The sequence below is a fragment of the Nocardioides exalbidus genome (assembly GCF_900105585.1).
In the GTDB taxonomy this organism is placed as follows: Bacteria; Actinomycetota; Actinomycetes; order Propionibacteriales; family Nocardioidaceae; genus Nocardioides; species Nocardioides exalbidus.
On sequence record NZ_FNRT01000002.1, the window covers coordinates 2,264,226 to 2,286,118 of the forward strand.

General features: G+C 72.1%; 23 protein-coding genes and 1 riboswitch. Of the genes, 13 read left to right on the forward strand and 10 right to left on the reverse strand.

What is annotated here, in order from left to right:
• Positions 1-6: 6 nt before the first annotated feature.
• From BLV76_RS11135 to BLV76_RS11150, 4 genes are read right to left on the reverse strand one after another with little or no spacing between them, the layout of a single operon-like run.
• Positions 7-720: a uracil-DNA glycosylase gene (locus tag BLV76_RS11135; protein WP_090969184.1), complete on the reverse strand. Its 714-nt coding sequence runs from the start codon at positions 718-720 to the stop codon at positions 7-9.
• On the reverse strand, positions 717-2,153 hold the full coding sequence (locus BLV76_RS11140; protein WP_090969185.1) for a pyridoxal phosphate-dependent decarboxylase family protein: 1,437 nt from the start codon (positions 2,151-2,153) through the stop codon (positions 717-719). Before BLV76_RS11140 ends, BLV76_RS11135 begins: the two co-directional genes overlap by 4 nt.
• Entirely contained in the window at positions 2,146-3,528 is a 1,383-nt protein-coding gene (locus tag BLV76_RS11145; protein ID WP_245734634.1) for an MFS transporter, read from the reverse strand. Before BLV76_RS11145 ends, BLV76_RS11140 begins: the two co-directional genes overlap by 8 nt.
• Entirely contained in the window at positions 3,525-4,835 is a 1,311-nt protein-coding gene (locus BLV76_RS11150) for an alpha/beta fold hydrolase (protein ID WP_090969186.1), read from the reverse strand. Before BLV76_RS11150 ends, BLV76_RS11145 begins: the two co-directional genes overlap by 4 nt.
• Before the next feature lie 99 nt (positions 4,836-4,934).
• Between BLV76_RS11150 and BLV76_RS11155 the strand changes: the two genes are divergently transcribed.
• From BLV76_RS11155 to BLV76_RS11170, 4 genes are all read left to right on the forward strand, one after another.
• Positions 4,935-5,582: a fasciclin domain-containing protein gene (locus BLV76_RS11155; RefSeq protein ID WP_090969187.1), complete on the forward strand. Its 648-nt coding sequence runs from the start codon at positions 4,935-4,937 to the stop codon at positions 5,580-5,582.
• An 82-nt stretch (positions 5,583-5,664) separates the two neighbouring features.
• Entirely contained in the window at positions 5,665-6,231 is a 567-nt protein-coding gene (locus BLV76_RS11160; protein WP_090969188.1) for an RNA polymerase sigma factor, read from the forward strand.
• A complete protein-coding gene (locus BLV76_RS11165) occupies positions 6,212-6,916 on the forward strand; it encodes an anti-sigma factor (RefSeq protein WP_090969189.1) in 705 nt (234 codons plus the stop codon). Before BLV76_RS11160 ends, BLV76_RS11165 begins: the two co-directional genes overlap by 20 nt.
• Before the next feature lie 70 nt (positions 6,917-6,986).
• Positions 6,987-8,558, forward strand: coding sequence for an FMN-binding glutamate synthase family protein (locus BLV76_RS11170; RefSeq protein WP_090969190.1), 1,572 nt, complete (start codon positions 6,987-6,989; stop codon positions 8,556-8,558).
• Here the strand turns inward: BLV76_RS11170 and BLV76_RS11175 are convergent.
• Positions 8,555-9,997 (reverse strand): alpha,alpha-trehalose-phosphate synthase (UDP-forming), encoded by a 1,443-nt coding sequence (locus BLV76_RS11175; protein WP_090969191.1) that lies wholly within the window; start codon positions 9,995-9,997, stop codon positions 8,555-8,557. The genes BLV76_RS11170 and BLV76_RS11175 overlap by 4 nt on opposite strands.
• Before the next feature lie 247 nt (positions 9,998-10,244).
• On the opposite strand from BLV76_RS11175, the gene napA reads away from it, so the two are divergent.
• The 3 genes from napA to otsB all read left to right on the forward strand — a co-directional run bounded on the left by napA (position 10,245) and on the right by otsB (position 12,008).
• Positions 10,245-10,538: a nucleoid-associated protein NapA gene (napA, locus tag BLV76_RS11180; RefSeq protein ID WP_090969192.1), complete on the forward strand. Its 294-nt coding sequence runs from the start codon at positions 10,245-10,247 to the stop codon at positions 10,536-10,538.
• 47 nt (positions 10,539-10,585) lie between these two features.
• Positions 10,586-11,107 (forward strand): LytR C-terminal domain-containing protein, encoded by a 522-nt coding sequence (locus tag BLV76_RS11185; protein WP_090969193.1) that lies wholly within the window; start codon positions 10,586-10,588, stop codon positions 11,105-11,107.
• A 73-nt stretch (positions 11,108-11,180) separates the two neighbouring features.
• Positions 11,181-12,008, forward strand: a complete 828-nt coding sequence (otsB, locus tag BLV76_RS11190) for a trehalose-phosphatase (RefSeq protein ID WP_090969194.1) — start codon at positions 11,181-11,183, stop codon at positions 12,006-12,008.
• Here the strand turns inward: otsB and BLV76_RS11195 are convergent.
• Genes BLV76_RS11195 through BLV76_RS11205 form a run of 3 tightly spaced genes read right to left on the reverse strand, consistent with a single transcriptional unit; the run spans position 11,986 to position 14,950 of the window.
• Positions 11,986-13,551: a glycosyltransferase family protein gene (locus BLV76_RS11195; protein ID WP_090969195.1), complete on the reverse strand. Its 1,566-nt coding sequence runs from the start codon at positions 13,549-13,551 to the stop codon at positions 11,986-11,988. The genes otsB and BLV76_RS11195 overlap by 23 nt on opposite strands.
• The gene (locus BLV76_RS11200) at positions 13,548-13,991 is read right to left on the reverse strand and encodes a GtrA family protein (RefSeq protein ID WP_175539641.1); all 444 of its coding nucleotides are present in this window, start codon (positions 13,989-13,991) and stop codon (positions 13,548-13,550) included. The genes BLV76_RS11195 and BLV76_RS11200 overlap by 4 nt, the downstream gene beginning before the upstream one ends.
• Positions 13,988-14,950 carry a glycosyltransferase family 2 protein gene (locus BLV76_RS11205; RefSeq protein ID WP_090969197.1) on the reverse strand — a complete coding sequence of 321 codons (963 nt, stop codon included), beginning with the start codon at positions 14,948-14,950 and terminating at the stop codon, positions 13,988-13,990. The genes BLV76_RS11200 and BLV76_RS11205 overlap by 4 nt, the downstream gene beginning before the upstream one ends.
• Positions 14,951-15,109: 159 nt before the next feature.
• Positions 15,110-15,248: riboswitch (SAM riboswitch) on the forward strand.
• A 10-nt stretch (positions 15,249-15,258) separates the two neighbouring features.
• Here BLV76_RS11205 and thrC point away from each other — a divergent pair.
• Genes thrC through BLV76_RS11220 form a run of 3 tightly spaced genes read left to right on the forward strand, consistent with a single transcriptional unit; the run spans position 15,259 to position 17,340 of the window.
• Positions 15,259-16,542: a threonine synthase gene (gene thrC, locus BLV76_RS11210; protein WP_090969198.1), complete on the forward strand. Its 1,284-nt coding sequence runs from the start codon at positions 15,259-15,261 to the stop codon at positions 16,540-16,542.
• Between the two features lie 14 nt (positions 16,543-16,556).
• The gene (locus BLV76_RS11215; protein WP_090969199.1) at positions 16,557-16,832 is read left to right on the forward strand and encodes a MoaD/ThiS family protein; all 276 of its coding nucleotides are present in this window, start codon (positions 16,557-16,559) and stop codon (positions 16,830-16,832) included.
• Positions 16,833-16,878: 46 nt separating this feature from the next.
• Positions 16,879-17,340 carry a DUF6174 domain-containing protein gene (locus BLV76_RS11220; protein ID WP_139306550.1) on the forward strand — a complete coding sequence of 154 codons (462 nt, stop codon included), beginning with the start codon at positions 16,879-16,881 and terminating at the stop codon, positions 17,338-17,340.
• 10 nt (positions 17,341-17,350) lie between these two features.
• Here the strand turns inward: BLV76_RS11220 and BLV76_RS11225 are convergent, their stop codons facing one another.
• Both BLV76_RS11225 and BLV76_RS11230 read right to left on the reverse strand, forming a co-directional pair.
• Entirely contained in the window at positions 17,351-17,824 is a 474-nt protein-coding gene (locus tag BLV76_RS11225) for a GDYXXLXY domain-containing protein (protein WP_090969201.1), read from the reverse strand.
• Positions 17,821-19,035 (reverse strand): DUF2157 domain-containing protein, encoded by a 1,215-nt coding sequence (locus tag BLV76_RS11230; RefSeq protein WP_175539642.1) that lies wholly within the window; start codon positions 19,033-19,035, stop codon positions 17,821-17,823. The genes BLV76_RS11225 and BLV76_RS11230 overlap by 4 nt, the downstream gene beginning before the upstream one ends.
• A 76-nt stretch (positions 19,036-19,111) precedes the next feature.
• Here BLV76_RS11230 and BLV76_RS11235 point away from each other — a divergent pair, with 76 nt between their 5' ends.
• Genes BLV76_RS11235 through BLV76_RS11245 form a run of 3 tightly spaced genes read left to right on the forward strand, consistent with a single transcriptional unit; the run spans position 19,112 to position 21,711 of the window.
• Positions 19,112-19,999 (forward strand): SGNH/GDSL hydrolase family protein, encoded by an 888-nt coding sequence (locus BLV76_RS11235; protein ID WP_245734635.1) that lies wholly within the window; start codon positions 19,112-19,114, stop codon positions 19,997-19,999.
• A 9-nt stretch (positions 20,000-20,008) separates the two neighbouring features.
• A complete protein-coding gene (locus BLV76_RS11240; protein ID WP_090969204.1) occupies positions 20,009-20,854 on the forward strand; it encodes a hypothetical protein in 846 nt (281 codons plus the stop codon).
• Entirely contained in the window at positions 20,851-21,711 is an 861-nt protein-coding gene (locus BLV76_RS11245; protein ID WP_090969205.1) for an ATP-grasp domain-containing protein, read from the forward strand. Before BLV76_RS11240 ends, BLV76_RS11245 begins: the two co-directional genes overlap by 4 nt.
• The last annotated feature ends 182 nt before the right edge of the window (positions 21,712-21,893 follow it).

Genomic DNA, 21,893 nt, shown 5'->3' on the forward strand with positions numbered 1-21,893 from the left:
GGTGGACTACCCCCGGGGTGGGACGTCGTCGTACGTCGGCAGCGTCCAGTCGATCGGCTCCGCGCCCTGCTCCTCGAGCAACCGGTTCACCTGGCTGAACGGCTTCGAGCCGAGGAACCCGCGGTGCGCGCTCAACGGCGAGGGGTGGACCGACTCGACCGACGGGATGGAGCCGAGGAGCGGCTTGAGCGACTGCGCCGGCCGACCCCAGAGCACCGCGACGCACGGGCCGCCGCGTTCGGCCAGCGCCGTGATGGCGCGCTCGGTGATCGGCTCCCACCCCTTGCGCTGGTGGCTGTTGGAGTCACCGGGCCGCACGGTGAGGCACCTGTTGAGCAGCATCACGCCCTGGTCGGCCCACGCGGACAGGTCGCCGTGCCGCGGCGGCACGACGCCGAGGTCGTCGCGCAGCTCGAGGTAGATGTTGCGCAGGCTCGGCGGCAGCGGCCACACGTGCCGTTCGACCGCGAAGCTCAGCCCGATCGGGTGCTGCGGGTTGGGGTAGGGGTCCTGCCCCACCACCAGCACGCGTACGTCGGCCAGCGGGCGCTCGAAGGCCCGGAACACCCGGTCGGCGCTGGGCTGGTAGCCCCGGCCGGCCGCAGACTCCTCCTGCAGGAAGCGGCCCATGGCCGCGATCTGCCCGTCGACCGGGGCGAGAGCGGCGGCCCAGTCGGGCGCCACGCGCCCCTTCTGGACGAGCCCCTCGAGAGAGCTCATCCCCGGGCTCCGAAGGCGGGCCTCTGCAACCGGTCGAGGAACGCCACCAGCAGCGCCTCGCGCATCGCGGGCGACGCGACGTCCAGCATCGCGTTGACCTCCGCCATCCGGGTCGGCAGCTCGAGGTCGCCCTGCTCCGACGCACCGACGAGCCCGGACGCGGCCAGCAACCCGTCGAAGTCGTCGTCGCCCAGCGTGGCCGGGTCCAGCGCCTCGATGAAGGCGACCACCCCGGCGTCAACCGCCACGGGCCCGGCCGCCTGCGCCGCCACCACCGACTCGCCCAGCGCGGACGCGAGGTCCTGCACGTGCGCGAGCGTCCCGGCGCTGACCGACAGGTGGATGCTCGGCCCGTGGTCGCCGTACGACAGCTGCGGCTGGACGTACCACCCGCGCGAGACCAGCTCGTCGGTCAGCGTGAACGGGTCGAGCGTCTCGTCGGTGGCGAGCGTGACGAGGGTCGAGTCCGGCGCGACGACGAGGTGGAGCGCGGGCTCCCGCTCGACGCACGCGACGATCGCGTCGACGGCGGCGAACGCCCGACCGGTCAGGTCGGCGTAGCCGTTGTCGCCGAGGTGCTGCACGACCGCCCACGTCCCCGCGATGGGTCCGCCGGACCGCGTCGACTGGGTCGTCGCGTTGAGCATCGTGTAGCCCGGCCAGGCCGCCGAGGCGAAGAACTGCGGCTTGCGCAGCGACCCGTCGCGGTGGAGCAGCAGCGATGTCCCCTTGGGGGCGTAGGCGTACTTGTGCGTGTCGACCGAGATCGACGTGACGCCCTCCACCGCGAAGGTCCACGGCGGCACGGCCCGGCCGAGGCGGGCGGCGTACGGCAGCACCCACCCGCCGATGCAGGCGTCGACGTGGCAGCGCACACCGCGCGCGGCGGCCGCCGCGGCGATGTCGGTCACCGGGTCCACCACGCCGTGGGCGTACGACGGTGCGCTCGCGACGACCAGGACGGTGTCCTCGTCGATGGCGTCCGCCATCGCCCTCGCGTCGGCCCGGAAGTCGGGACCGACCGGCACGATCACGGCCTCGACGCCGAAGTAGTGCGCCGCCTTGTGGAACGCGGCGTGCGCCGTCGCGGGCAGCACCATCCGCGGCCGTACGACGTCCGGGCGGGCGTCCCGCGCGCCCTGCACCGCCAGCAGGATCGACTCCGTGCCACCAGAGGTCACCGTGCCGACGGCGTCGTCGGGCGCGTCGAGCAGGCCGCACGCGAAGCCGACGAGCTCGTTCTCCATCTGCAGCAACGACGGGAACGCCGTCGGGTCGAGCGCGTTGGACCCGGCGTAGGCAGCGACCGCCTCGCGTGCGATCCGGTCGACCTCCGGGTCGCCGGAGTCGTAGACGTAGGCGAGGGTGCGGCCCCCGTGCACCGGCAGGTCGGCGCCCTGGAGCGCCTTCAACCGCTCGAGTGGGTCAGTCATCGATTCCTCCGTGTCCGGCGAGCGGTCCGTGGGTCGCGGCCGCGACCTCGGCGGTGTCGAGGGAGTACTGCCGCAGCCACCACAGGCTGGCGATCGTGAGGGCGGCCGGCACGAGCGAGAAGCCGAGCGCGATCGCGGTCAGCGCCGAGTCGGGCTGGCTGATGTCGCGTCCCTCGCTGGACAGGTAGCCGCCGAGCGCGAGCATCAGCGCGAACAGCGCCGGCCCCAGCGCGAGCCCGAGGGTCTCGCCCGCGGTCCACACGCCCGTGTAGACCCCGGCCCGGTTCTCACCCGTCCGCGCGGCGTCGACCGCGGCGACGTCGGGGAGCATCGCCATCGGGAAGACCTGGCAGCCGGCGTAGCCGACGCCGACCAGCCCGGTCGCCACGAAGGTCCACACGTCGTTGCCGCCGCGGGCCAGGACCGCGAGCGCGGCACCGGCGGCCAGCAGCAGCGACGCGGCGAGGTAGCCCTGCTTCTTGCCGACGCGCTCGCCCCACCGGGCCCACAGCGGCGTCAGCAGGAGGGCCGGCCCGACGAAGCAGACGAAGAGGATGGTGGCGGCGCCCGTCCGGCCGAGGAGGTCCTCCGCGACGTAGGCGACTCCCGCGAGCATGCAGCCGGTGGCGAGCGCCTGCAGGACGAACGTCGTCAGCAGCACGCGGAAGTCCCGTGCCTGCCCGACCACCCGCAGCTGCTCGCCCAGCGAGCCCGCTCCGGCACTGACGGCGCCGATCGGTGCGGTGCGCGTGCCCCACCAGGCACTCACGACGCCGACGAGGATGACGAGGGCCATCGCCACGCCCATCACGCGGTAGCCGTCGCGACCGCCGACCGCGTCGCGGATCACGGGCGCGGTCGCGCCGGCCAGCATGATCGTGAACGCGAGGATGGCGACCCGCCACGTCATCAGCCGCGTGCGCTCGTCGTACGACGTCGTGATCTCCGCCGGCATCGCGACGTAGGGCACCTGGAAGAAGGCGTACGCCGTCGCCGCCAGGACGAAGAACACCATCACCCACCCCGCCTCGAGCCACCGGCTGTCGAGGTCGGGTGCGGCGAAGATCAGCGCGAACGCCCCGGCCAGCATCAGCCCGGCCCGGATCAGCCACGGTCGACGCGGGCCGGCGGGGTCGGTCGTGCGGTCGCTGACGCGTCCCGCCACCGGGTTGAGCAGCACGTCCCACGCCTTCGGCAGGAAGACGACCACGCCCGCCCACAGCGCCGCGATCCCGAGCTCGTCGGTGAGGTAGGGGAGCAGCATCAGCCCGGGGACGGTCCCGAACGCACCCGTCGCGACCGACCCGCTGCCGTAGCCGATCCGGACCCCGCGCGACAGGCGCGCGGCCTCGCCCGGCGACGCGGTTGCCGTCACCGCTGGCCCAGCGCCCGCGAGCCCGACGAGCCGTAGCGCCGCGCGGGGTTGGACCCGATCGCCGACGCGGACGCGGCCTGGGCGGGGGCGGCCTTCTTCGCAGGACTCGACTTCCTGGCGGGAGCCTTCTTCGTCGATGTGGCCTTCGCCGCTGCCGCCTTCGTGGCGACAGGGGCCTTCTTCGCCGGAGCCTTCTTCGCAGCGGCCTTCCGGGCAGGCTTCGCCACCACCGGCACCACGCCGGCCGACCACTGGTCGACCCACTCGTCGATCGTGGTCCACGTGGTCCCCCGGGCGGCCCGGCCGGTGAGCATGCCGAGGTGCCCGCCGGGCACGATCTCGAACTGCACCTGCCGCGAGCCGGTCAGCAGCGGCACCACGGCGCGTACGGCCGGCAGCGGCGCGATGCCGTCGGTGTTGCCCGCGAAGACGAGCACGGGCACCCGGATCGCGGCGAGGTCGACGGTCCGCGAGCCGATCTCCATGCTGCCGCCGGCGAGCGCGTTGCCCTTGACGAAGCGGTGGTAGAGCTGGCCGAAGGTGCGCCCGGGGTAGGCCGTCATGTTGGCCCGGAACCGGTCGACCGCCTCGAGCTGGGCGAGGTAGTCGGTGTCGTCGAGGTGGGTGATCACCGCGAGCGGCTTGGTCACCACCTTCTGCGCCGACGCCGCGGTGAAGGCCCAGTTGACCAGCGGCACCGGCACGCCGCCGAGCGCGCGGTAGGCGCGGGTGACCGCGCCCTTGCCCTGGGTGAGGTTGAGCAGCGGCCGCACGGGTGCCACCAACGGCACCTTGCGCACGTCGACGGGGGAGCCGAGCACCGTCAGCGAGGCGATCGGCAGGTCCTGACGGTCGGCTGCAGTGAGGAGGGCGAAGATCCCGCCCAGGCTCCAGCCGACGAGGTGCACGCCGCGGCCGCCGGAGTGCTCGTGGACCGTGCGGATCGCCTCGGGCAGGACCTCGTCGACCCAGTGCTCCACACCGAGCGCACGGTTCTTGAAGGAGACCTGGCCGTACTCCAGGAGATAGGTCGGGCGTCCCTGCGTGACCAGGTGCTCGACGAGCGAGCAGTCGCGTCGCAGGTCGAAGCACAGCGCGGGCGCGGCCAGGGGCGTCACCAGCAGCACCGGGTCCCCGGCCTCGGCCACGTCCCGGGCCGGGCGGTAGTGGTAGACCTCGCGCAGCTCGCCGTCGTCGATGAGCGTCCGCGGCATCGGGCGCAGGTCCGCGAGGCCGCCGTAGAGCACGGCGTGCGCGACGTTTCCGGCCGCCGCGACCACCTGGTCGGGCGTGGGGATCAGGTCCATGGGAAGAATCTACGCACCGGGTGCATCCAACCGAGGTGTTCGCGCCGAGAAGGGGGAGACAGGGTGCCGACCGGCACCCCCGATGGAAGGAAACCCTCGATGAACCGACGCGTTCCCGCCCTTCTCGCCGCCTCCGCCCTCGCGCTCGGCGCGCTGGCGACGGCACCCGCCGCGACCGCCCAGGTGGCCACCACCAAGGCAGGCGACGACAGCCTCGCCGCGCTGCTGACGTCGGACGGCAACAAGTTCGACAACAACAAAAACGACTTCGACATCACGACCGAGGCCGTCCTCGCCGTCCTCGCCGCCAAGCCGGACTCGCCGGTCGCGCTCCTCGCCGACGGCTCGCAGCCCCTCACCGCGTTCGTGCCCACTGACGAGGCGTTCCGCCTGCTGGCCAAGGACCTCACCGGCAAGACCATCAAGAGCGAGAAGAAGATCTTCAACACGCTCGTCGAGCTCGCCGGCGTCGACACCATCGAGACCGTGCTGCTCTACCACGTGGTCCCGGGCAAGACGCTCACCAGCAACAAGGTGCTCAAGGCCAACGGCGCCTCGCTGAAGACCGCGGCCGGCAAGACCATCAAGGTCAAGGTCCGCACGAAGCCGTCCGTGTCGGTCACCCTGAAGGACAAGGACAAGAACGCCCAGGACCCGATGGCGATCCTCAAGCTCCTCGACCTCAATAAGGGCAACAAGCAGGTCGCGCACGGCATCGACCGCGTGCTGCGCCCGATCGACCTCTGACACGAGGCTGGCGCGCCGGTCGAGCGGAGCACGTCGCGCTCGACCGGCGCGCGGCCAGTACGTTGTCCCCGTGGTCAGTGGGGTGAGCGAGTTCGAGGGCCGTGACGACGTCCGGTCCCTCGCCTCGCGCCTGGTGGCGGGCGAGGAAGCGGCGCTCGAGGCGATCTTCGATCGCTGGTCGGCCCTCGTCCACACCTTCGCCCTCCGCGCCCTGGCCGACCACCACGACGCCGAGGAGGTCACCCAGCAGGTGTTCGTCTCCGCCTGGCAGGCTCGCCACACCCTGGTCCCCACGCCGGGGGCGTTGCCGGCGTGGCTCCTCGGGATCGCCAGGCACAAGGTCGCGGACGTGCGGGCCGCGCGGGCGCGGGACGCACGCAAGGTGGCGCGCGTCGCCGCGGTCCCCGACGCGACCACGGTGCACGACGAGGAGCTGGTCGACCGCGTCGTGGTCCGTCAGGTGGTCGACGAGATGCCCGATCCGCGCCGCGCGATCCTGCGGCTCGCATTTTGGGGCGACCTGACACACAACCAGATCGCCGACCGCACCGAACTACCACTGGGCACGGTGAAGAGCCACCTGCGCCGGGGGCTGCTGGAGCTCCATCACCGACTCGAGGAGGTGCGCCATGACCCATCCTCAACCTGACGAGCTCGCGGGCCTCGTGGTCGACCCCTCCGACGCGGACCCCGCCGTCCTCGAGCACGTGTCCGGCTGCGACGAGTGCGCGGGCCTGGTCGACCGGCTCGCCGGTGTCCGGTCGTCCGCCGCCGAGTCCGAGGCGCTGGTCGCGCCGCCCGAGGGCGTCCGCCACCGGGTGCTCGCGGAGATCGCCGGGTCGAGCGCCCGGGTGGTCCCGCTGGTCCCGCCGCCCTCGCGCCGTCGTGCCCTGCCGGCCTGGGTCGTCGGCCTCGCCGCCGCGGTCGCGCTCGTGGCCGGGCTCGGCCTGGGCCGGTTGACCGTCGGCGACCCCGATCCCGTCCCCGACCGGCGCGACCCGGCGACCGTCGTCGCCGCGGCCGACCTCACGGCGCTCGACAGCGAGCAGTCGCGTGGGGTGGCCGAGGTCGTGCGTGACGCCGACGCCGTGACGCTGCGCGTGAAGGCGCGTGACCTCGGTCAGGAGGAGGGCTTCCACGAGGTCTGGCTGATCAACCTCGACGGCGTCCGGATGGTGGCGCTGGGAGTGCTCGGCGACGGCGAGGCGGGAGACTTCCGGGTGCCCGGCGACCTCGTCGACGAGGGCTACCGCATCGTCGACATCTCGATCGAGCCCGACGACGGCGATCCCACCCACTCCGGGGTGAGCCTGGCTCGCGGCGAGCTCGCATGAGCCGACACTGCCGCCGGGCGTTCGCGCGCGGTTCCTCGACATCACCCGGTGCGAGGGCTAGGCATGTCCCATGAGGTGGAGGTACGCGATCCTGGGCGGCACGGCCGTCGCGACGGCGGCGACAGCGGTGCACGACCTGGTCCAGAAGAAGCACGCGATCCTGCGAAACTTCCCGGTCGTCGGCCACGCGCGGTTCGTGCTGGAGACGTTCGGTCCCGAGCTGCGGCAGTACGTCGTGACCGACAACGACGAGGAGCGGCCGTTCAGCCGCGACCAGCGCCGCTGGGTCTACGCCAGCTCCAAGATGCAGAACAACTACTTCGGGTTCGGCACGGACAACGACATCGAGAACCTCGCGGGCTACCCGATCATCAAGCACCGCACGTTCACCGGTCCCGGCGCCGCGGTCATGCCGCACGCGCAGGAGGAGGTCGTCCTGCCGTGCGCCAAGGTGATGGGGGCGGCGCGGGGTCGTCCGCAGGCCTTCCGTCCGCAGTCGGTCGTGAACATCTCCGGGATGAGCTTCGGCGCGCTGTCCGGCAAGGCGATCGAGTCGCTCAACAAGGGCGCCGCGCTGGCCGGCTGTCTGCACAACACCGGTGAGGGCGCGCTGTCACCGCACCACCGCCACGGCGGTGACGTCGTCTTCCAGATCGGTACGGCCTACTTCGGCTGCCGCGACGAGCACGGTCGCTTCGACCTCGCGCGACTCGTCGACCTCGTGCAGTCCGCACCGGTGAAGGCGATCGAGGTCAAGCTCAGCCAGGGTGCCAAGCCCGGCCTCGGAGGCATGCTCCCCGGCGAGAAGGTCAGCCAGGAGATCGCCGAGATCCGCGGCATCCCCGTGGGCCAGGACTGCGCCTCGCCGAGCCGGCACACCGAGTTCTCCGACGTCGACTCGATGCTCGACTTCGTCGAGGAGGTCGCGCAGGCCACCGGGCTTCCCGTCGGCATCAAGTCCGCCGTCGGCAACCTGACGATGTGGGACGAGCTCACCGCCGCCATGGCCGACGGCCAGCGCGGCGTCGACTTCGTCAACATCGACGGCGGCGAGGGCGGGACGGGCGCGGCGCCGATGATCTTCGCCGACTCCGTCGCCTACCCGTTCCGGATCGCCTTCTCCGAGGTCTACCGGCGCTTCGCCGCGGCCGGGCTCACCGACGACGTGGTCTTCATCGGCGCCGGCAAGCTCGGCATCCCGGAGAACGCGATCGTCGCCTTCGCCCTCGGCGTCGACATGGTCAACGCCGGTCGCGAGGCGATGATGTCGATCGGCTGCATCCAGGCGCAGAAGTGCCACACCGACCACTGCCCGGTCGGCGTCGCCACCCAGGACCCCCGCTACACCCGCGGCCTCGACGTGTCGCTCAAGAGCGTCCGGGCCGCCAACTACGTCCGCTCCATGCGCCGCGACCTGCTCAAGGTCTCCGAGGCCATCGGGGTGGTGCACCCCGGCCTGATCTCCCCGCGCGACATCGACCTCCTCGACGGCACCCGCACGCACGTCGGGCTCGCGGAGACCTACGGCTACGACCCGTCGTGGCCGCGCCTGGGCGAGCGGCTGGTCAAGGAGATCGAGGCGATCATGGTCGCCCAGGACGGGACGGACCACGCCGTCGGCGAGGCCCGGCCCGGTCGCTAGCGCGCGGCAGGCTTGCGCGTGGTCTTGTCGTGGTGCTCGGGCAGGGTCTCGAGCTCGTGGAGGAAGCTGGCCGCCCAGCGGGCGACGTCGTGCTGGACGACGGTCTTGCGCATCGCCCGCATCCGGCGACCGGTCTCCTTCTCGTCGGCCGCGTAGGCCTCGAGCAGCGCGGCCTTCATGCCGTCGATGTCGTAGGGGTTGACCAGCCACGCCTGCCGGAGCTCCTGGGCGGCGCCGGCGAACTCCGAGAGCACGAGCGCGCCGTCGTCCTCGAAGCGGCAGGCGACGTACTCCTTGGCGACGAGGTTCATCCCGTCTCGGAACGGCGTCACGACCATCACGTCGGCCGCGCGGTAGAGGGCGGCCATCTCCTCGCGGGGGTAGGAGGAGTGCATGTAGGAGATCGCCGGGCGCCCGATGCGGCCCTCGTCGCCGTTGATCCGGCCGACCAGCCGCTCGATCTCGTCGCGGAGGATGCGGTACTGCTCGACGCGCTCACGTGACGGCGTCGCGACCTGGACGAAGACGGCGTCCTCGACGTCGATGTGTCCGTCGCGGACCAGCTCGCCGAAGGCGCGCAGCCGGGAGTAGATGCCCTTGGTGTAGTCGAGGCGGTCGACGCCGAGGAAGATCTTCCTCGGGTTGCCGAGGGCCGCTCGGATGTCGGCGGCCCGCTTCGCGACGCCCTCGGAGCGGGCGAGCTCCTCGAAGCCCGCGGTGTCGATCGAGATCGGGAAGGCCGTCGCCTTCACCGGTCGGCCGTCGGGGAGGTAGATCGTGTCGCGGTGGGTCTTGTGGCCCACGCGGCTGCGCACGAGGCGGACGAAGTTCGCGGCCGCGCCCGGCAGCTGGAAGCCGATCAGGTCGGCACCCAGCAGGCCCTCCAGGATCTGGCGGCGCCACGGCAGCTGGGAGAAGAGCTCGGCGGGCGGGAACGGGATGTGGAGGTAGAAGCCGATGCGCAGGTCGGGGCGGCGGTCGCGGAGCATCTGCGGCACCAGCTGGAGCTGGTAGTCCTGGACCCACACGGTGGCGCCCTCCGCGGCCACCTCGGCGGCCCGGGCGGCGAACCGCTCGTTGACCGAGACGTAGGAGTCCCACCACTCGCGGTGGAACTCCGGCTTGGCGACGACGTCGTGGTAGAGCGGCCAGAGGGTGCCGTTGGAGAAGCCCTCGTAGAACTCCTCGACCTCCTGCGAGCTCATCGAGACGGGCACGAGGGAGAGGCCGTCCTCGACGAACGGCTCGAACTCGTCCTCGTCGGCCGAGCCCGGCCAGCCGATCCAGGCCCCGTCGTTGGCGCGCATGACCGGCTCGAGCGCGGAGACCAGGCCGCCGGGGGATCGGCGCCACGAGACCTCGCCGTCGGGGAGCGTCACCCGGTCGACGGGCAGGCGGTTGGCCACGATCACGAGGTCTGCCTGCGGGACTCGGCTCACGACGTCACCCTATCGACGGGCGGTGACGGGCGGGTCACCCCTCGGTGGCCGGGCGGCGTCCAACGCCCGCGTCCGAGCGGCATCCGGAGGGGTGGGCGGGGGTGGTCCGGGCCCGCGTCCGAGGGATGGCCGGAGTTTGTCCAGACGACTCGCCGGAGGCGAATGACATCGTTGTCGTTCGTCACCTAGACTGACCGCAGTCCACCCGGGCACGGGTGGACGTGGGGTCGAAGAGGAGATGGCACTGATGGACGCAGCGTCGCAGATCGCAGCCGAGCAGCAGGCTGCTGCCGGGCTCAGCCAGCGCGACGGCGACATCCTGGAGTTCGAGCGCCACTGGTGGAAGTACGCCGGTGCCAAGGAGCAGGCCGTGCGCGAGAAGTTCGACATGTCCTCGACCCGCTACTACCAGGTCCTCAACGCGCTCATCGACCGCCCCGAGGCCCTCGAGGCCGACCCGCTCCTGGTCCGTCGCCTCCGTCGGCTGCGCGCCTCGCGCCAGCGCCAGCGTTCCGCCCGTCGCCTCGGCTTCGAGGTCTGACACACCTGCGTCAGCCCGCCACCCACTCACGATTGGTCACCTTCCCCATGGCCTTCTTCCCCAGCGCCACCGGCCGCCGTTCCCGTGACGAGCGCGGCGTCGCGTTCCCGTCCCCGCTCGTCATGCTCTCGGTCCTCGCCGTGGCGATGGCCTCGATCACCTTCCTCGCCACCCGCGACCAGGCGCCCACCGAGCGCCGCGTCGACAACACCGCGACCATCGCCAGCGCCGAGCAGTCGCCGGAGCCCACGCCGACCGCGACCAGGACGCCCAAGCCCAAGCCTGCGATCAAGCGCGGCGAGGTCTACGTCGAGGTCTACAACAACTCCGGCATCAAGGGCCTGGCCGCCACGACGGCCACGAAGGCGACCACGATCGGCTGGTCGGTCGTGGGCGAGGACAACTGGTACGGCGTCGTCCCGACGACCACGGTCTACTTCCCGCCGCGGCTCCAGGCGGCCGGCAAGCAGCTCGCGCTCGACCTCGGCATCGCGCGCACCGCGCCCGCCGTGGGCGAGATGAGGAAGGACCGGCTCACGGTCATCCTCACCACCGACGCACCCCAGTAACCGTCGCCACGCGGCCACCGGGCGGCCAGCGGTCGGTTGGCCGCACGTCCGGCGCGCGTGGTTGGGTGGGGGCATGGAGTTCACCTCCGACGATGCGCGCGCCCACTACGACGCCGTCCGCGACGTCCTCGCCGGCGTCGTCGTCGGACTCGACTTCGACGGCACGCTGTCGCCCGTGGTCGACGACCCGGAGTCGGCGCGCCTGCACCCCGGCGCACCCGGTGCGCTGCTCGAGCTCGCCGAGGCGGTGCGGGCCGTCGCGGTGATCACCGGTCGTCCCGCGCGCCAGGCGATCGCGATGGGCGACCTCGACGCCCTCGGCAACGCGATGCTCGACCGCGGTGCCGAGCTGTTCGTCTTCGGCCACTACGGCAACGAGCGCTGGTCGGCGACCGACCAGCGCATCCGGTCGCCCCGTCCGCCGGCCGGCCTGGCGACGTTCGAGCGCGAGCTCCCGTCCGTGCTCCGCACCGCAGGTGCGGCCGACGCCTTCATCGAGGAGAAGGGGCTCGCCGTCGCGGTGCACACGCGCCGGATGGACGACCCTGCCGCCGCGTTCGAGCGGCTGGTCAAGCCCCTGACGGTCCTGGCTGAGCGCCACCACCTCTCGGTCGAGCCCGGCCGCAACGTCATCGAGGTGCGCTCCGGCGAGATGCACAAGGGCCAGGCCGTGCGCGCGTTCGTCGCGGAGCAGGAGGCCACCGGCGTCGTCTTCGGCGGTGACGACCTGGGGGACGTCGAGGCGTTCGAGGCCGTGCGGGCGCTGCGCGCCGACGGCCTGCCCGGGCTGGTCGTCTGCTCCGCCTCGCACGAGCGCCCCGACCTCGTCGAGCTCGCTGACGTCGTGGTCGACGGGCCCGCCGGAGTCGTGGACCTGCTCAGCCGGCTCGTCCGCGCCTGACCCGCGCGGCCACCACCGGCGTGAGGAGCGCCGCGCTCAGCGAGGCGAGCACCAGGAAGTAGGGCAGGTAGAGGTAGACGTAGCGGGCACGCGCCTCGAAGAGGAGCAGGAAGGCCACCAGCATCAGCAGGCTGAGCCGGGCCATGGTCGCCGCCGACCCGAGCCCGCGGCCGCGGTGCAGCGCCCCCGCGGCGACGAGCAGCAGCACGACCAGCCACGTGCCCTGCCACAGCGAGAACGTCGTGGCGTAGCGGTCGCCGTGCAGTCCCATCCACCGCTGGATGCTGATGCTGCGGGGGTCGGTGACGAGGAACGGGGTCGGGTCGACCGACATGCCGCCCTCGCCCCACGCGAAGAACGAGCCGTCGCCGAACGTCCAGGTGAGCTTGCGCTCGAGGAAGCGGGCGTAGCCGACCGGTCCCATGTCCGCCACGCGATCGAGGTAGCGGTCGAGGTTGGCCCTCGTCCGGCCCTCCAGCGGCAGGGCCCGGGTCTCGAGGACGTCGGCCTCGGCGTAGGAGCCGAAGTAGTCGTTGTAGGCGCCCGGCGGCTGCTGCGCGCCCATCTTCAGGAAGTGCGTGACGCCGAGCCGCTGCGGGGCGGCCTCGTCGGTCGTCGCCATGCCCCACGAGGAGACGAGCTCGCCGACGAGCAGCGTGCCGACGACCACGCCTGCGACCACCCCGGCCGCGCACGCGGCGACCCCCCGCCACGACCGGCGCAGGGTCGGGACCGCGACGACGAGGGCGACGAGGGCGGCCGCGGCCAGCGCGAAGACGGCCGTCGGCTTGAGGGCGTAGCCGACCATCGTCACGACGGCCATCGCCGCCCACAGCGCCACGCGGGTCGTCGTACGTCGCCGGGAGCGCTCGAGGCTGAAGAGGTAGAGCACGGCCGCGGGGAAGGGCATCGTCAGCGTGTCGGAGTAGGCGACCGGCACCCAGGGCGACAGCGCGACGAACACGACGGAGAAGGCGAGCAGGAGGTAGGCCGCCACGGGTCCGCCCATGCGCCGTGCGGCGAGGTAGGCCAGCGCGACCGCGCTCGTCATCGCACCGGCGACCAGCACCACGGCGGCGGCCCACAGGTCGGGGTTGCCCCGGCTGATCGTGAAGGCGTCCCACAGGTGCAGGACCGCGACGACGAGGGCGTTGTTCGGGTAGGTGCTGATGTAGGACACCTGGCCCGGGTCGTCGGGCAGGCCGAGCGCCATCCGCTCGGCGATGCCGGCGACCTGGCTCGCGTCCCACCCGGGCGGGAGCCGGATGGCCCAGCCGATCTGGACCTGTGCGTAGAAGATGCCGGCCAGCGCCAGGGCGACGAGCGTGCGCCGTGGCCACGGGTGGCCCTCGAGCCAGCCGGCACACCGGGCCAGGGCGAGCGTCGCCGGCAGCAGGGCGACGACGAGCACGGCCGCCACGACCAGGCTCGGTGCGGTGCTCCAGCGGTAGGCGCCGTAGAGGGGCGAGACGACCGTGTGGACCACGACGACCAGCAGCGCCGCCGCCAGCACGACCGCACCGGCTCGGGAGAGCAGCCTCATCGCACGGACTCCTCGTCGGTCGCCTCGTCGGTCGTCCCGGCCGTGGACCTGTCGGCGAAGACGACGCGGTCGTACCACCCGTAGTTCCACAGCAGCCCGACACCGACGGCGGCGACCTTGCCGGCGAGGGCCGCGGGGGTGTCGGCGACACCGAGGCCCCCGAGCAGGTGGCCGACGGCGAGGATCACCAGGGGGTGGATGACCCACAGGCACACGAGGGTGACGGCCAGGAACGGCACCAGCGTCGAGCGCAGCGACGCGGTCGAGCGGAACGAGAAGGCGCGGTTCGCGACGAAGCTGAAGGCCATCCCCGCCGAGGTCGAGGCCAGGTTGGCCGCCACGACACCGGCACCGGCGGCGGTCAGCACGGCGAAGAGGCCGACGTCGATCGCGGTGTTGACGACGCCGACGAGCGCGAACCGGCTCGCGGTCGACCTCACCACGGGTCGCCGACCACCCGGGAGACGCTGTAGAGCGGCCGGTCCTGGACCTCGATGTAGACCCGGCCGAGATAGCTGCCGAGGATGCCGAGCATCGAGATCTGGACGCCGCCGATGAGGAAGAGCGTGATCGCGAGGAACGCCCAGCCGGGCACGGCGTTCTCCGGGGTCGCCAGCCGCACCACGACGGCGTACACGATCCCGACGACGCTCAGCAGCGAGAAGAGCAGGCCGACGCGGCTGATCAGGCGGAGCGGCGCCGTGGAGAAGCCGAAGATCCCGTCGCCGGCCAGGCTCAGCATCTTCGAGAGCGGGTAGCCCGTGGTGCCGCTGTGGCGGCGGTCGCGGTCGAAGGCGACGGCCTCCTGGCGGAAGCCGACGTGGCTGACCATGCCGCGCAGGAAGCGGTTGTGCTCGCGGTACTTCCCGAGCTCGGCGACCACCGTGCGGTCGAGCAGGCGGAAGTCGCCGGTGTCGCGCGGGATGTCGATCGACGCGGCGCGCGACAGCACCCGGTAGAAGGCGTGGGCCGTGGTGCGCTTGAACCACGAGTCGTCACGGGTACGCCGCTGCGCGTAGACCACGTCGGCCCCGGCCTCCCAGCGCTCGATCAGCTCGAGGCTCACCGCGGGCGGGTCCTGCAGGTCGGTGTCCATGATGATCGCGGCGTCCGCGTGGCAGGCGTCGAGCGCGGCGGTGACGGCCTTCTGGTGGCCGAAGTTGCGCGAGAGCCGGATGACCACGACCCGCTCGTCCTGCTCGTGGAGCCGCATGAGGACGTCGAAGGACCGGTCGCGCGAGCCGTCGTCGACGTAGATGAACTGGACGTCGTAGCGGTCCGCGAGCGTGTCGGTGGCCGCGACGAGTGCCGCGTGGAAGGCCGGGACACCCGACTCCTCGTTGTAGACGGGGAGCAGGTACGCGATCCGCCTGCGGGCGGAGGACGGTGCGTCGGTCATCGGGTCTTCCAGTCGTTCGAGCCGGCCGGGCCGCTGGGCAACGGATCCGGAGGACCGTACAACACCCGTAGGTCGCGGGCAGAAGTCCCGTGGCCGGACGGTGCGACCACATCGTGGACCCGATGTGCGCATCGTGAGACAGCCTGCCTACTCTGGTCCTGCTCATCACGAGGGACTGAGGGAACGGCCCGTTGAAGTCCCGGCAACCACCCATGAGCCTCCTGTCCGGAGACCTCCGGCAGTCATGGGAGCAGGTGCCAAATCCGGCCCACGCGAAAGTCGCGGGGACAGATGAGAAGGAGGACTTCATGAGCACCCTGCTGGACGACACCACCCCCGCCTCGGCGAAGAAGGGGCTGCGCGACGGCGCCTTCGGCAACGCCCGTGCGCTCGCCTGCCGCGAGTGCGGCCACGAGGTCGAGCTCGGCCCGTCCTACGCGTGTCCCGAGTGTTTCGGGCCACTGGAGGTGGCCTACGACTTCCCGGCCGTGACCCGCGAGGAGATCGCCGCCGGGCCCCGCAACATCTGGCGCTACAAGGCGCTGCTGCCGGTCCCGACCGACATCGAGCAGAGCCCGAACACCGAGCCGGGCTTCACCCGGCTGCTGGAGGCGAAGAACCTCGCCCGCGAGCTCGGCATCGACAGGCTCTGGGTCAAGGACGACTCCACCAACCCGACCAACTCCTTCAAGGACCGCGTCGTCGCCTGCGCCCTGAGCGCGGCCCGCGAGCTCGACGCGAAGGTCTTCGCGTGCCCCTCGACGGGCAACCTCGCCAACGCGGTCGCCGCGGCCGGCGCCCGCGCCGGGATCCCGACCGTGGTCTTCATCCCGAGCAACCTCGAGACGCCGAAGAAGGTCAACTCGGCGGTCTTCACCGAGAAGCTCGTCGCCGTCGACGGCAACTACGACGACGTCAACAAGCTCGCGTCCGAGATCGCCGGCGAGGAGGAGGGCTGGGCGTTCGTCAACGTCAACGTGCGCCCCTTCTACGCCGAGGGCTCCAAGACCCTGGGCTACGAGATCGCCGAGCAGCTCGGCTGGCGGCTGCCCGACCAGATCGTCATCCCGGTCGCCTCGGGCTCGCAGCTCACCAAGGTCGACAAGGCCTTCCAGGAGCTCATCAAGCTCGGCCTCGTCGAGGACAGGTCCTACAAGGTCTACGGAGCGCAGGCCGCCGGCTGCTCGCCGGTCTCGGTCGCCTACAAGGCCGGCACCGACGCGATCCGGCCGGTGAAGCCCGACACGATCGCCAAGAGCCTGGCCATCGGCAACCCCGCCGACGGCGTCTACGTCCTCGACGTCTGCCGCCGCACCGGGGGTGCGGTCGAGGACGTCACCGACGACGAGGTGCGCGACGCGATCGTGCTGCTCGCCCGCACCGAGGGCATCTTCACCGAGACCGCCGGCGGCACGACCGTCGGCGTGCTGAAGAAGCTCGTCGAGTCCGGCCAGCTCGACACCTCGCTCGAGACCGTCGTCATCAACACCGGCCACGGCCTCAAGACCCTCGACGCGATCTCCGACCGGGTCGGTGCGGCCGCCACCATCGCCCCGTCCTACGACGCCTTCGTCGCCGCCAACATCCTCTGAGGAGAGACCAGCACATGAGCGTGTCCGTCCGGATCCCCACCATCCTCCGCACCTACACCGGCGGCGAGTCCGAGGTCAGCGCCGAGGGCGAGACCCTGGCCGCGGTCCTCGACGACCTCGACGCGAGCTACTCGGGCATCAAGGCCCGGATCCTCGACGACTCCGGCGCGCTGCGTCGCTTCGTCAACGTCTACGTCGGCAACGACGACGTCCGCTTCCTCGAGGACCTCGCCACGCCGACCCCGGACGGCGTGCAGATCTCGGTGATCCCGGCCGTCGCCGGCGGCTGAGCGGAACCAGACCCGGACGTCGGCGCGTCGGAGGGACATGACCTCGATGAAGCGCACGTCCCTCGTCGTCCTGCTCGCTGCCGTCGTCGGCGCGGGCGCCGCACCGGCGTACGCCGTCACGGACCCGCAGCCGGTGCAGCCGTTCGTCCCGGGCGCGAACGACGACCCCGCACTCGACCGCGCCTGGCAGCGGTGGCAGGCCAGGGACGTCGACGACTACGTCATCACCGTCCGGACCAGCTGCTACTGCCGTCCGGCGCCCGCGGTGCGCACCGTCGTCCGCGACGACGAGATCGTCCGGGTGACCAAGGGCCGGCGCGACGTCGGTCCGGTCCTGGGCTACTCGATGGACGAGATGTTCACCCGGATCCGCGAGGCCCAGGGCACGGCCGACGCGGTCGACGTCGACTACACGCGCCGCGGCGTCCCGACCTCGATCACGGTGGACCGGATCGCGGGCGCCGCGGACGACGAGCTCTACTACACGGTGTCGCTCAGCCGCCTCTGACGCGTCCGCGTCACGGGGCGCGTACGTCGACCACGGCGGCGTGGCCGCGGCCGTCGATCCTGACCTCCGCGACGGCACCGTCGCGGAGGAGCTGCTCGGCCTGCTTCGCGTCGTCCTGCGGGAGGAACCAGCTCTCGATCCCGCAGCGGACCTGCCACGTCCGGTCGTCGCAGGCGAGGTAAGGCGCGTCGTCCGGTCGCTCGCGGCTCCACCTGCCCGCCCTCCAGACGTCGCCGTCCCGGACGAGCGTGACGTAGAGGTCGCCGTTGCGACCGTCGTCGAGGACGGGGTTGTCGTCGTCGCGCAGACCGGGGTAGTCGAGCGCGACGTAGGCGCCACGGAACGGGTCGATCGGGTCGACGGGCGCCGCCCGCAGCAGGTAGGTGTCGCCGGTCGTGCGGGCGGACAGCTGCGGCGCGACCGCGAGTCCGACCATGACCAGCTGGCTTGCGGCGACCACGCACGTGGTGAGGATCCGGTTCATCGGGCTGCTCCGTCGGTGTCGTCGGTGGTGGTGTCGAGGGCCTGGGCGAGCTCGCGTCGGGCGCGGTCCACGAGGAAGCCGGTGCCGAGGAAGACGGTGCCGAGCACGACGAACAACCACGCGCCGGTCACGATCGGGGCGAAGACCGCGAAGCTCTGGAAGGTCGTGAAGACGACCAGACCGACCATCGCCATCCACGAGAGCGGCGGGTGCTCGCGCACCGTGCCGAGGGCGACCAGCGCGACGGCGAGGGCGACGTAGGCGCCGACCGAGACGGCGGCGCGCAGCCAGTCAGCGGCGTCGACGTCGGTGGAGTCGGTGCCGGTGCTCCACATCGCCAGCAGGGTGGCGGCGCCGAGCACGACGATCGCGCCGGCGGGCTCGAGCGCGCGGAGCCCGGGTCGGACGAGCACGGACCCTGCGGCGGCGACACCTGCGGCCGCCAGCACGACGACCAGCCAGGGGGACCACTCGACAGCGCCGCCGCCGATCTCGGGCACCGCGGCCACGAAGAGCGCCAGCAGGGCCATGCCGCCGGCGAGCGTGCGCCAGGTCCACGCGAAGGAGTCCAGCCGCCCGTCGTGCACGACCGCGAGGCCGGCCGCCAGCACGGCGGCGGCACCGAGGAGCACCACGACCGTGAGCCCGCTCTGGGCGTCCCACATCGGCTGGACGAACCACCAGTAGAGGCCGGTCGCGATGCCGACCACGAAGGGCAGGTAGGCCCGGGCGAGGTAGCCGTGGAGCAGGGTGCCGGCTGCCCAGAGGCCGACGAGGCGCGGCTCGAACGCCGGCACCTGGAGCGACTGGGCGGCCTGGAAGATCACGGCGCCGGTGCCGAGGGCGGCGAGCAGCCGGATGCCGCCGACGAGCGGAGCCGATGCGCGGCGGGCGGCGAGCGCCTCGCCGCCGACGAGGAAGAGGAGCCAGAGGCCGCCGACCACGCCGAAGCGGGCGACGGGGGAGAGCTGGTCGAGGTTGGCGGCGACCAGCCAGATGAGCCCGACACCGACGAAGCCGCCGCCGAGGAGGAGCAGGACGCGGCCGATGCTCGATCGCGCGTGGTGGTCGGAGCGGTAGCGGGTGCGGATCGCGTCCGCCTGCTCCGGGGTGATGAGTCCCTGGGAGGTCCAGTCGGAGACCTCCGTGCGCAGCCAGGAGAGCTGGCGCGGTGGGACCGGACGGATGGTGAGCGTCGATGTGTCGGTCATGGCCCCAGCCTGTGCGCATGACCGGCAGGGCACATGAGTACGACGACCCAACTCTGCCGCTCCGTTGGGGCACGCGATGCCCGGGCGTGCCGGACCGTTCATGTCGGTGTGGTTCAAGGGACGCGTGTCCAGCAAGCACCTGACCCGCGCCGGCGTGGCACTGGCCGTCGTGAGCGGCCTCGCCGGTGGGACGGCGTACGGCGCCCGGGAGCTGTTGCAGCGCCAGGCCGCGCAGGCCCGACGCGCGATCGGCAAGCCCCTCGGCGAGCAGGCGCCGTCGGCCGACCGCCACTACAAGAAGAAGTACGGCGAGCCGGTGGACCTGCTGGTGCTCGGCGACTCGGTCGCTGCCGGCCTCGGTGCCGAGAAGCCCAAGCACACCCTCGGTGGCCGGCTGGCGCGTGGCATCGCCCGGGAGGCCGGCCGCTCGGTCCGGCTGCGGACGGCCGCGGTCGTCGGCTCGGAGAGCAGCATGCTCGCCGGACAGCTCGCCTCGTTGCCGGCGTCGTACCGTCCCCATGTCGCCGTCATCGTCGTCGGAGGCAACGACGTGACGCACCGCGTGCCGGTCTCGGAGTCCGTGCGCCACCTCGCCGACGCGATCGACGAGCTGCGGGGCCGCGGGGCGGAGGTCGTCGTCGGGACCTGTCCCGACCTCGGGGCGCTGCGACCGGTGCCGCAGCCCCTGCGCGCGCTGGGCTCCCGGGCCTCACGGCAGCTCGCCGCCGCCCAGCGCAGCACCGCCCTCCAGCGTGGTGCGCGCGTCGTCTCGCTCGCGCACGTGGTCGGTCCGTTCTTCATCACCAACCCCGAGGAGATGTTCAGCCTCGACCGCTTCCACCCGAGTGCGCACGGCTACAAGCGCACGGCGAAGGCGATGCTGCCCTCGGTGCTGGCCGCGCTGGGCGTGGTGGAGGCCGTACCGTTCGGGCACCACGCGCCCGGGGTCGGCGGGTCAGGCTAGGGTCTGCGGGTGCGTACCACTGCTCGACGAGCCGGCCAGGTCGTCAAGAAGGCGGCCCTCAAGGCCGGCCTCAAGCAGCCTCCCGCCGAACCCGCACCGGTGGCCGTCGACCCGAAGGCCGAGCGCCGGCGGCGGCTCCTGGCCAGCAACCTCACCGAGCTCGCGATCGAGTTCCGCACCGACAAGTGGGGCGTGCACAAGTACACCCCCCACTACGAGCGGCACCTCGAGCACCTCCGCAAGGAGTCCTTCACGCTGCTCGAGCTCGGCATCGGTGGCTACCAGAAGCGCCGCAAGAGCGGCGCCTCGATGAAGATGTGGCGCTGGTTCTTCCCCAAGGCGCGGATCGTCGGCCTCGACATCGAGGACAAGACCTGGCTGACGCGCGGTCACATCCACACCTACCTCGGCGACCAGACGGACCCGAAGATCCTCCACCGGATCATCGAGGAGCAGGGTGCCCCGCTGGTCGTGATCGACGACGGCAGTCACATCCCCGCCCACGTCCGTGAGTCGTTCCGGATCCTCTTCCCGCTGCTGCCCGACGGCGCGATCTACTGCATCGAGGACACCCAGACCTCCTACTGGCCGGCGTGGGGCGGCCAGCTCGACCCGCGCGCCCCCGGCACGTCGATGGACCTCGTGAAGGACCTGGTCGACGGTCTCAACCACGAGGAGTTCCTCGTCGAGGGCTACGAGGCGACCTACACCGACCAGTGGGTCCGGGCGGTGCACTGCTACCACAACCTCGTGATCATCGAGAAGGGTGACAACCGCGAGGGCACCAACCGCGACCACTCCGCGCACCAGTTCCACGGCACGTCCGAGGTGACCGGCCCCGAGGTGTCCGGGTGACGGTGCTGCTCGCCACGAGCGCCGGCTACCCGGACGGCGAGCCCGGTGCGCCGCTGCTCGACGCGGCTCTGCGCGACCGCGGGATCGACTTCGCGTGGGTGCGCTGGGACGATCCGTCCGTGGACTGGGACGCGGCCGACCTCGTCGCCCTCCGCTCGCCGTGGGACTACTTCACGCGGCAGGAGGAGTTCCTCGCCTGGACCGCGTCGCTCGACCAGTCGCGCCTGCTCAACGGCGCCGACGTCTTCGCGTGGAACCACGACAAGCGCTACCTCGCCGACCTCGGTGACCTGCCGGCCGTCCCGACGCTCCTCGCCGATGACCGCGCCGGGCTCGCCGACGCCGTACGCCACTTCGGTCAGGCCGTGGTCAAGCCGCGCATCAGCGCGGGCGGCGCCGGCCTTCTCGTCGTCGACGACCCCGCCGACCCGCGCCTCGGTACGCCGATCCGCAGCACGCCCGACTACCCCGAGGTCGGCGGCCCGTGGGTCGTCCAGCCGCTCGTCGAGTCGATCCGCACGGTCGGCGAGGTGTCGGTCTACGTCCTCGGCGGCGAGGTCACCGCGCGCTTCGACAAGCTGCCGGGTGCGGGCGACGTGCGCGTGCACGAGGAGTTCGGCGGCCAGGTGCGCGAGGTGGCACCCGGCGAGCTGGCCGACCTCGCGCTGCGGGCCGCCGACGCCATGGCCGATCGCTTCGGGCGCCCCCTCGACTACCTGCGCGTCGACCTGCTGCAGTGGGACGGCGCCTGGGTGGTGAGCGAGCTCGAGCTCATCGAGCCCGGCCTCTACCTCGAGGTCTCGGCGATCAATGCGGCGCCGTTCGCCGATCTCGTGGCGAGGCGCTTGCCCGCGTAGTCATTTCGGACTACGTGTCTAGTGCGTCGTGATCATTTCCCGCGGCTGGACGGCAAAGTTACCCAGATCGGGAGAGGGCCAGTCTCGCCAGCCGATACTTTTGCGGCTGATCTGGCTGCACTGGGGGGTGCAGCAAGACGGGTCCTCGGCATGGGGTCGAGGGGTCCAGGAGGCAGCCGTAT

Coding starts and splice junctions, on each gene's coding strand:
- BLV76_RS11135 (WP_090969184.1), bottom strand. CDS start 720: ATGAGCTCTCTCGAGGGGCTCGTCCAGAAGGGGCGCGTGGCGCCCGAC.
- BLV76_RS11140 (WP_090969185.1), bottom strand. CDS start 2,153: ATGACTGACCCACTCGAGCGGTTGAAGGCGCTCCAGGGCGCCGACCTG.
- BLV76_RS11150 (WP_090969186.1), bottom strand. CDS start 4,835: ATGGACCTGATCCCCACGCCCGACCAGGTGGTCGCGGCGGCCGGAAAC.
- BLV76_RS11155 (WP_090969187.1), top strand. CDS start 4,935: ATGAACCGACGCGTTCCCGCCCTTCTCGCCGCCTCCGCCCTCGCGCTC.
- BLV76_RS11165 (WP_090969189.1), top strand. CDS start 6,212: ATGACCCATCCTCAACCTGACGAGCTCGCGGGCCTCGTGGTCGACCCC.
- BLV76_RS11170 (WP_090969190.1), top strand. CDS start 6,987: ATGAGGTGGAGGTACGCGATCCTGGGCGGCACGGCCGTCGCGACGGCG.
- napA (WP_090969192.1), top strand. CDS start 10,245: ATGGACGCAGCGTCGCAGATCGCAGCCGAGCAGCAGGCTGCTGCCGGG.
- BLV76_RS11185 (WP_090969193.1), top strand. CDS start 10,586: ATGGCCTTCTTCCCCAGCGCCACCGGCCGCCGTTCCCGTGACGAGCGC.
- otsB (WP_090969194.1), top strand. CDS start 11,181: ATGGAGTTCACCTCCGACGATGCGCGCGCCCACTACGACGCCGTCCGC.
- BLV76_RS11195 (WP_090969195.1), bottom strand. CDS start 13,551: ATGAGGCTGCTCTCCCGAGCCGGTGCGGTCGTGCTGGCGGCGGCGCTG.
- BLV76_RS11205 (WP_090969197.1), bottom strand. CDS start 14,950: ATGACCGACGCACCGTCCTCCGCCCGCAGGCGGATCGCGTACCTGCTC.
- thrC (WP_090969198.1), top strand. CDS start 15,259: ATGAGCACCCTGCTGGACGACACCACCCCCGCCTCGGCGAAGAAGGGG.
- BLV76_RS11215 (WP_090969199.1), top strand. CDS start 16,557: ATGAGCGTGTCCGTCCGGATCCCCACCATCCTCCGCACCTACACCGGC.
- BLV76_RS11220 (WP_139306550.1), top strand. CDS start 16,879: ATGAAGCGCACGTCCCTCGTCGTCCTGCTCGCTGCCGTCGTCGGCGCG.
- BLV76_RS11225 (WP_090969201.1), bottom strand. CDS start 17,824: ATGAACCGGATCCTCACCACGTGCGTGGTCGCCGCAAGCCAGCTGGTC.
- BLV76_RS11230 (WP_175539642.1), bottom strand. CDS start 19,035: ATGACCGACACATCGACGCTCACCATCCGTCCGGTCCCACCGCGCCAG.
- BLV76_RS11235 (WP_245734635.1), top strand. CDS start 19,112: ATGCCCGGGCGTGCCGGACCGTTCATGTCGGTGTGGTTCAAGGGACGC.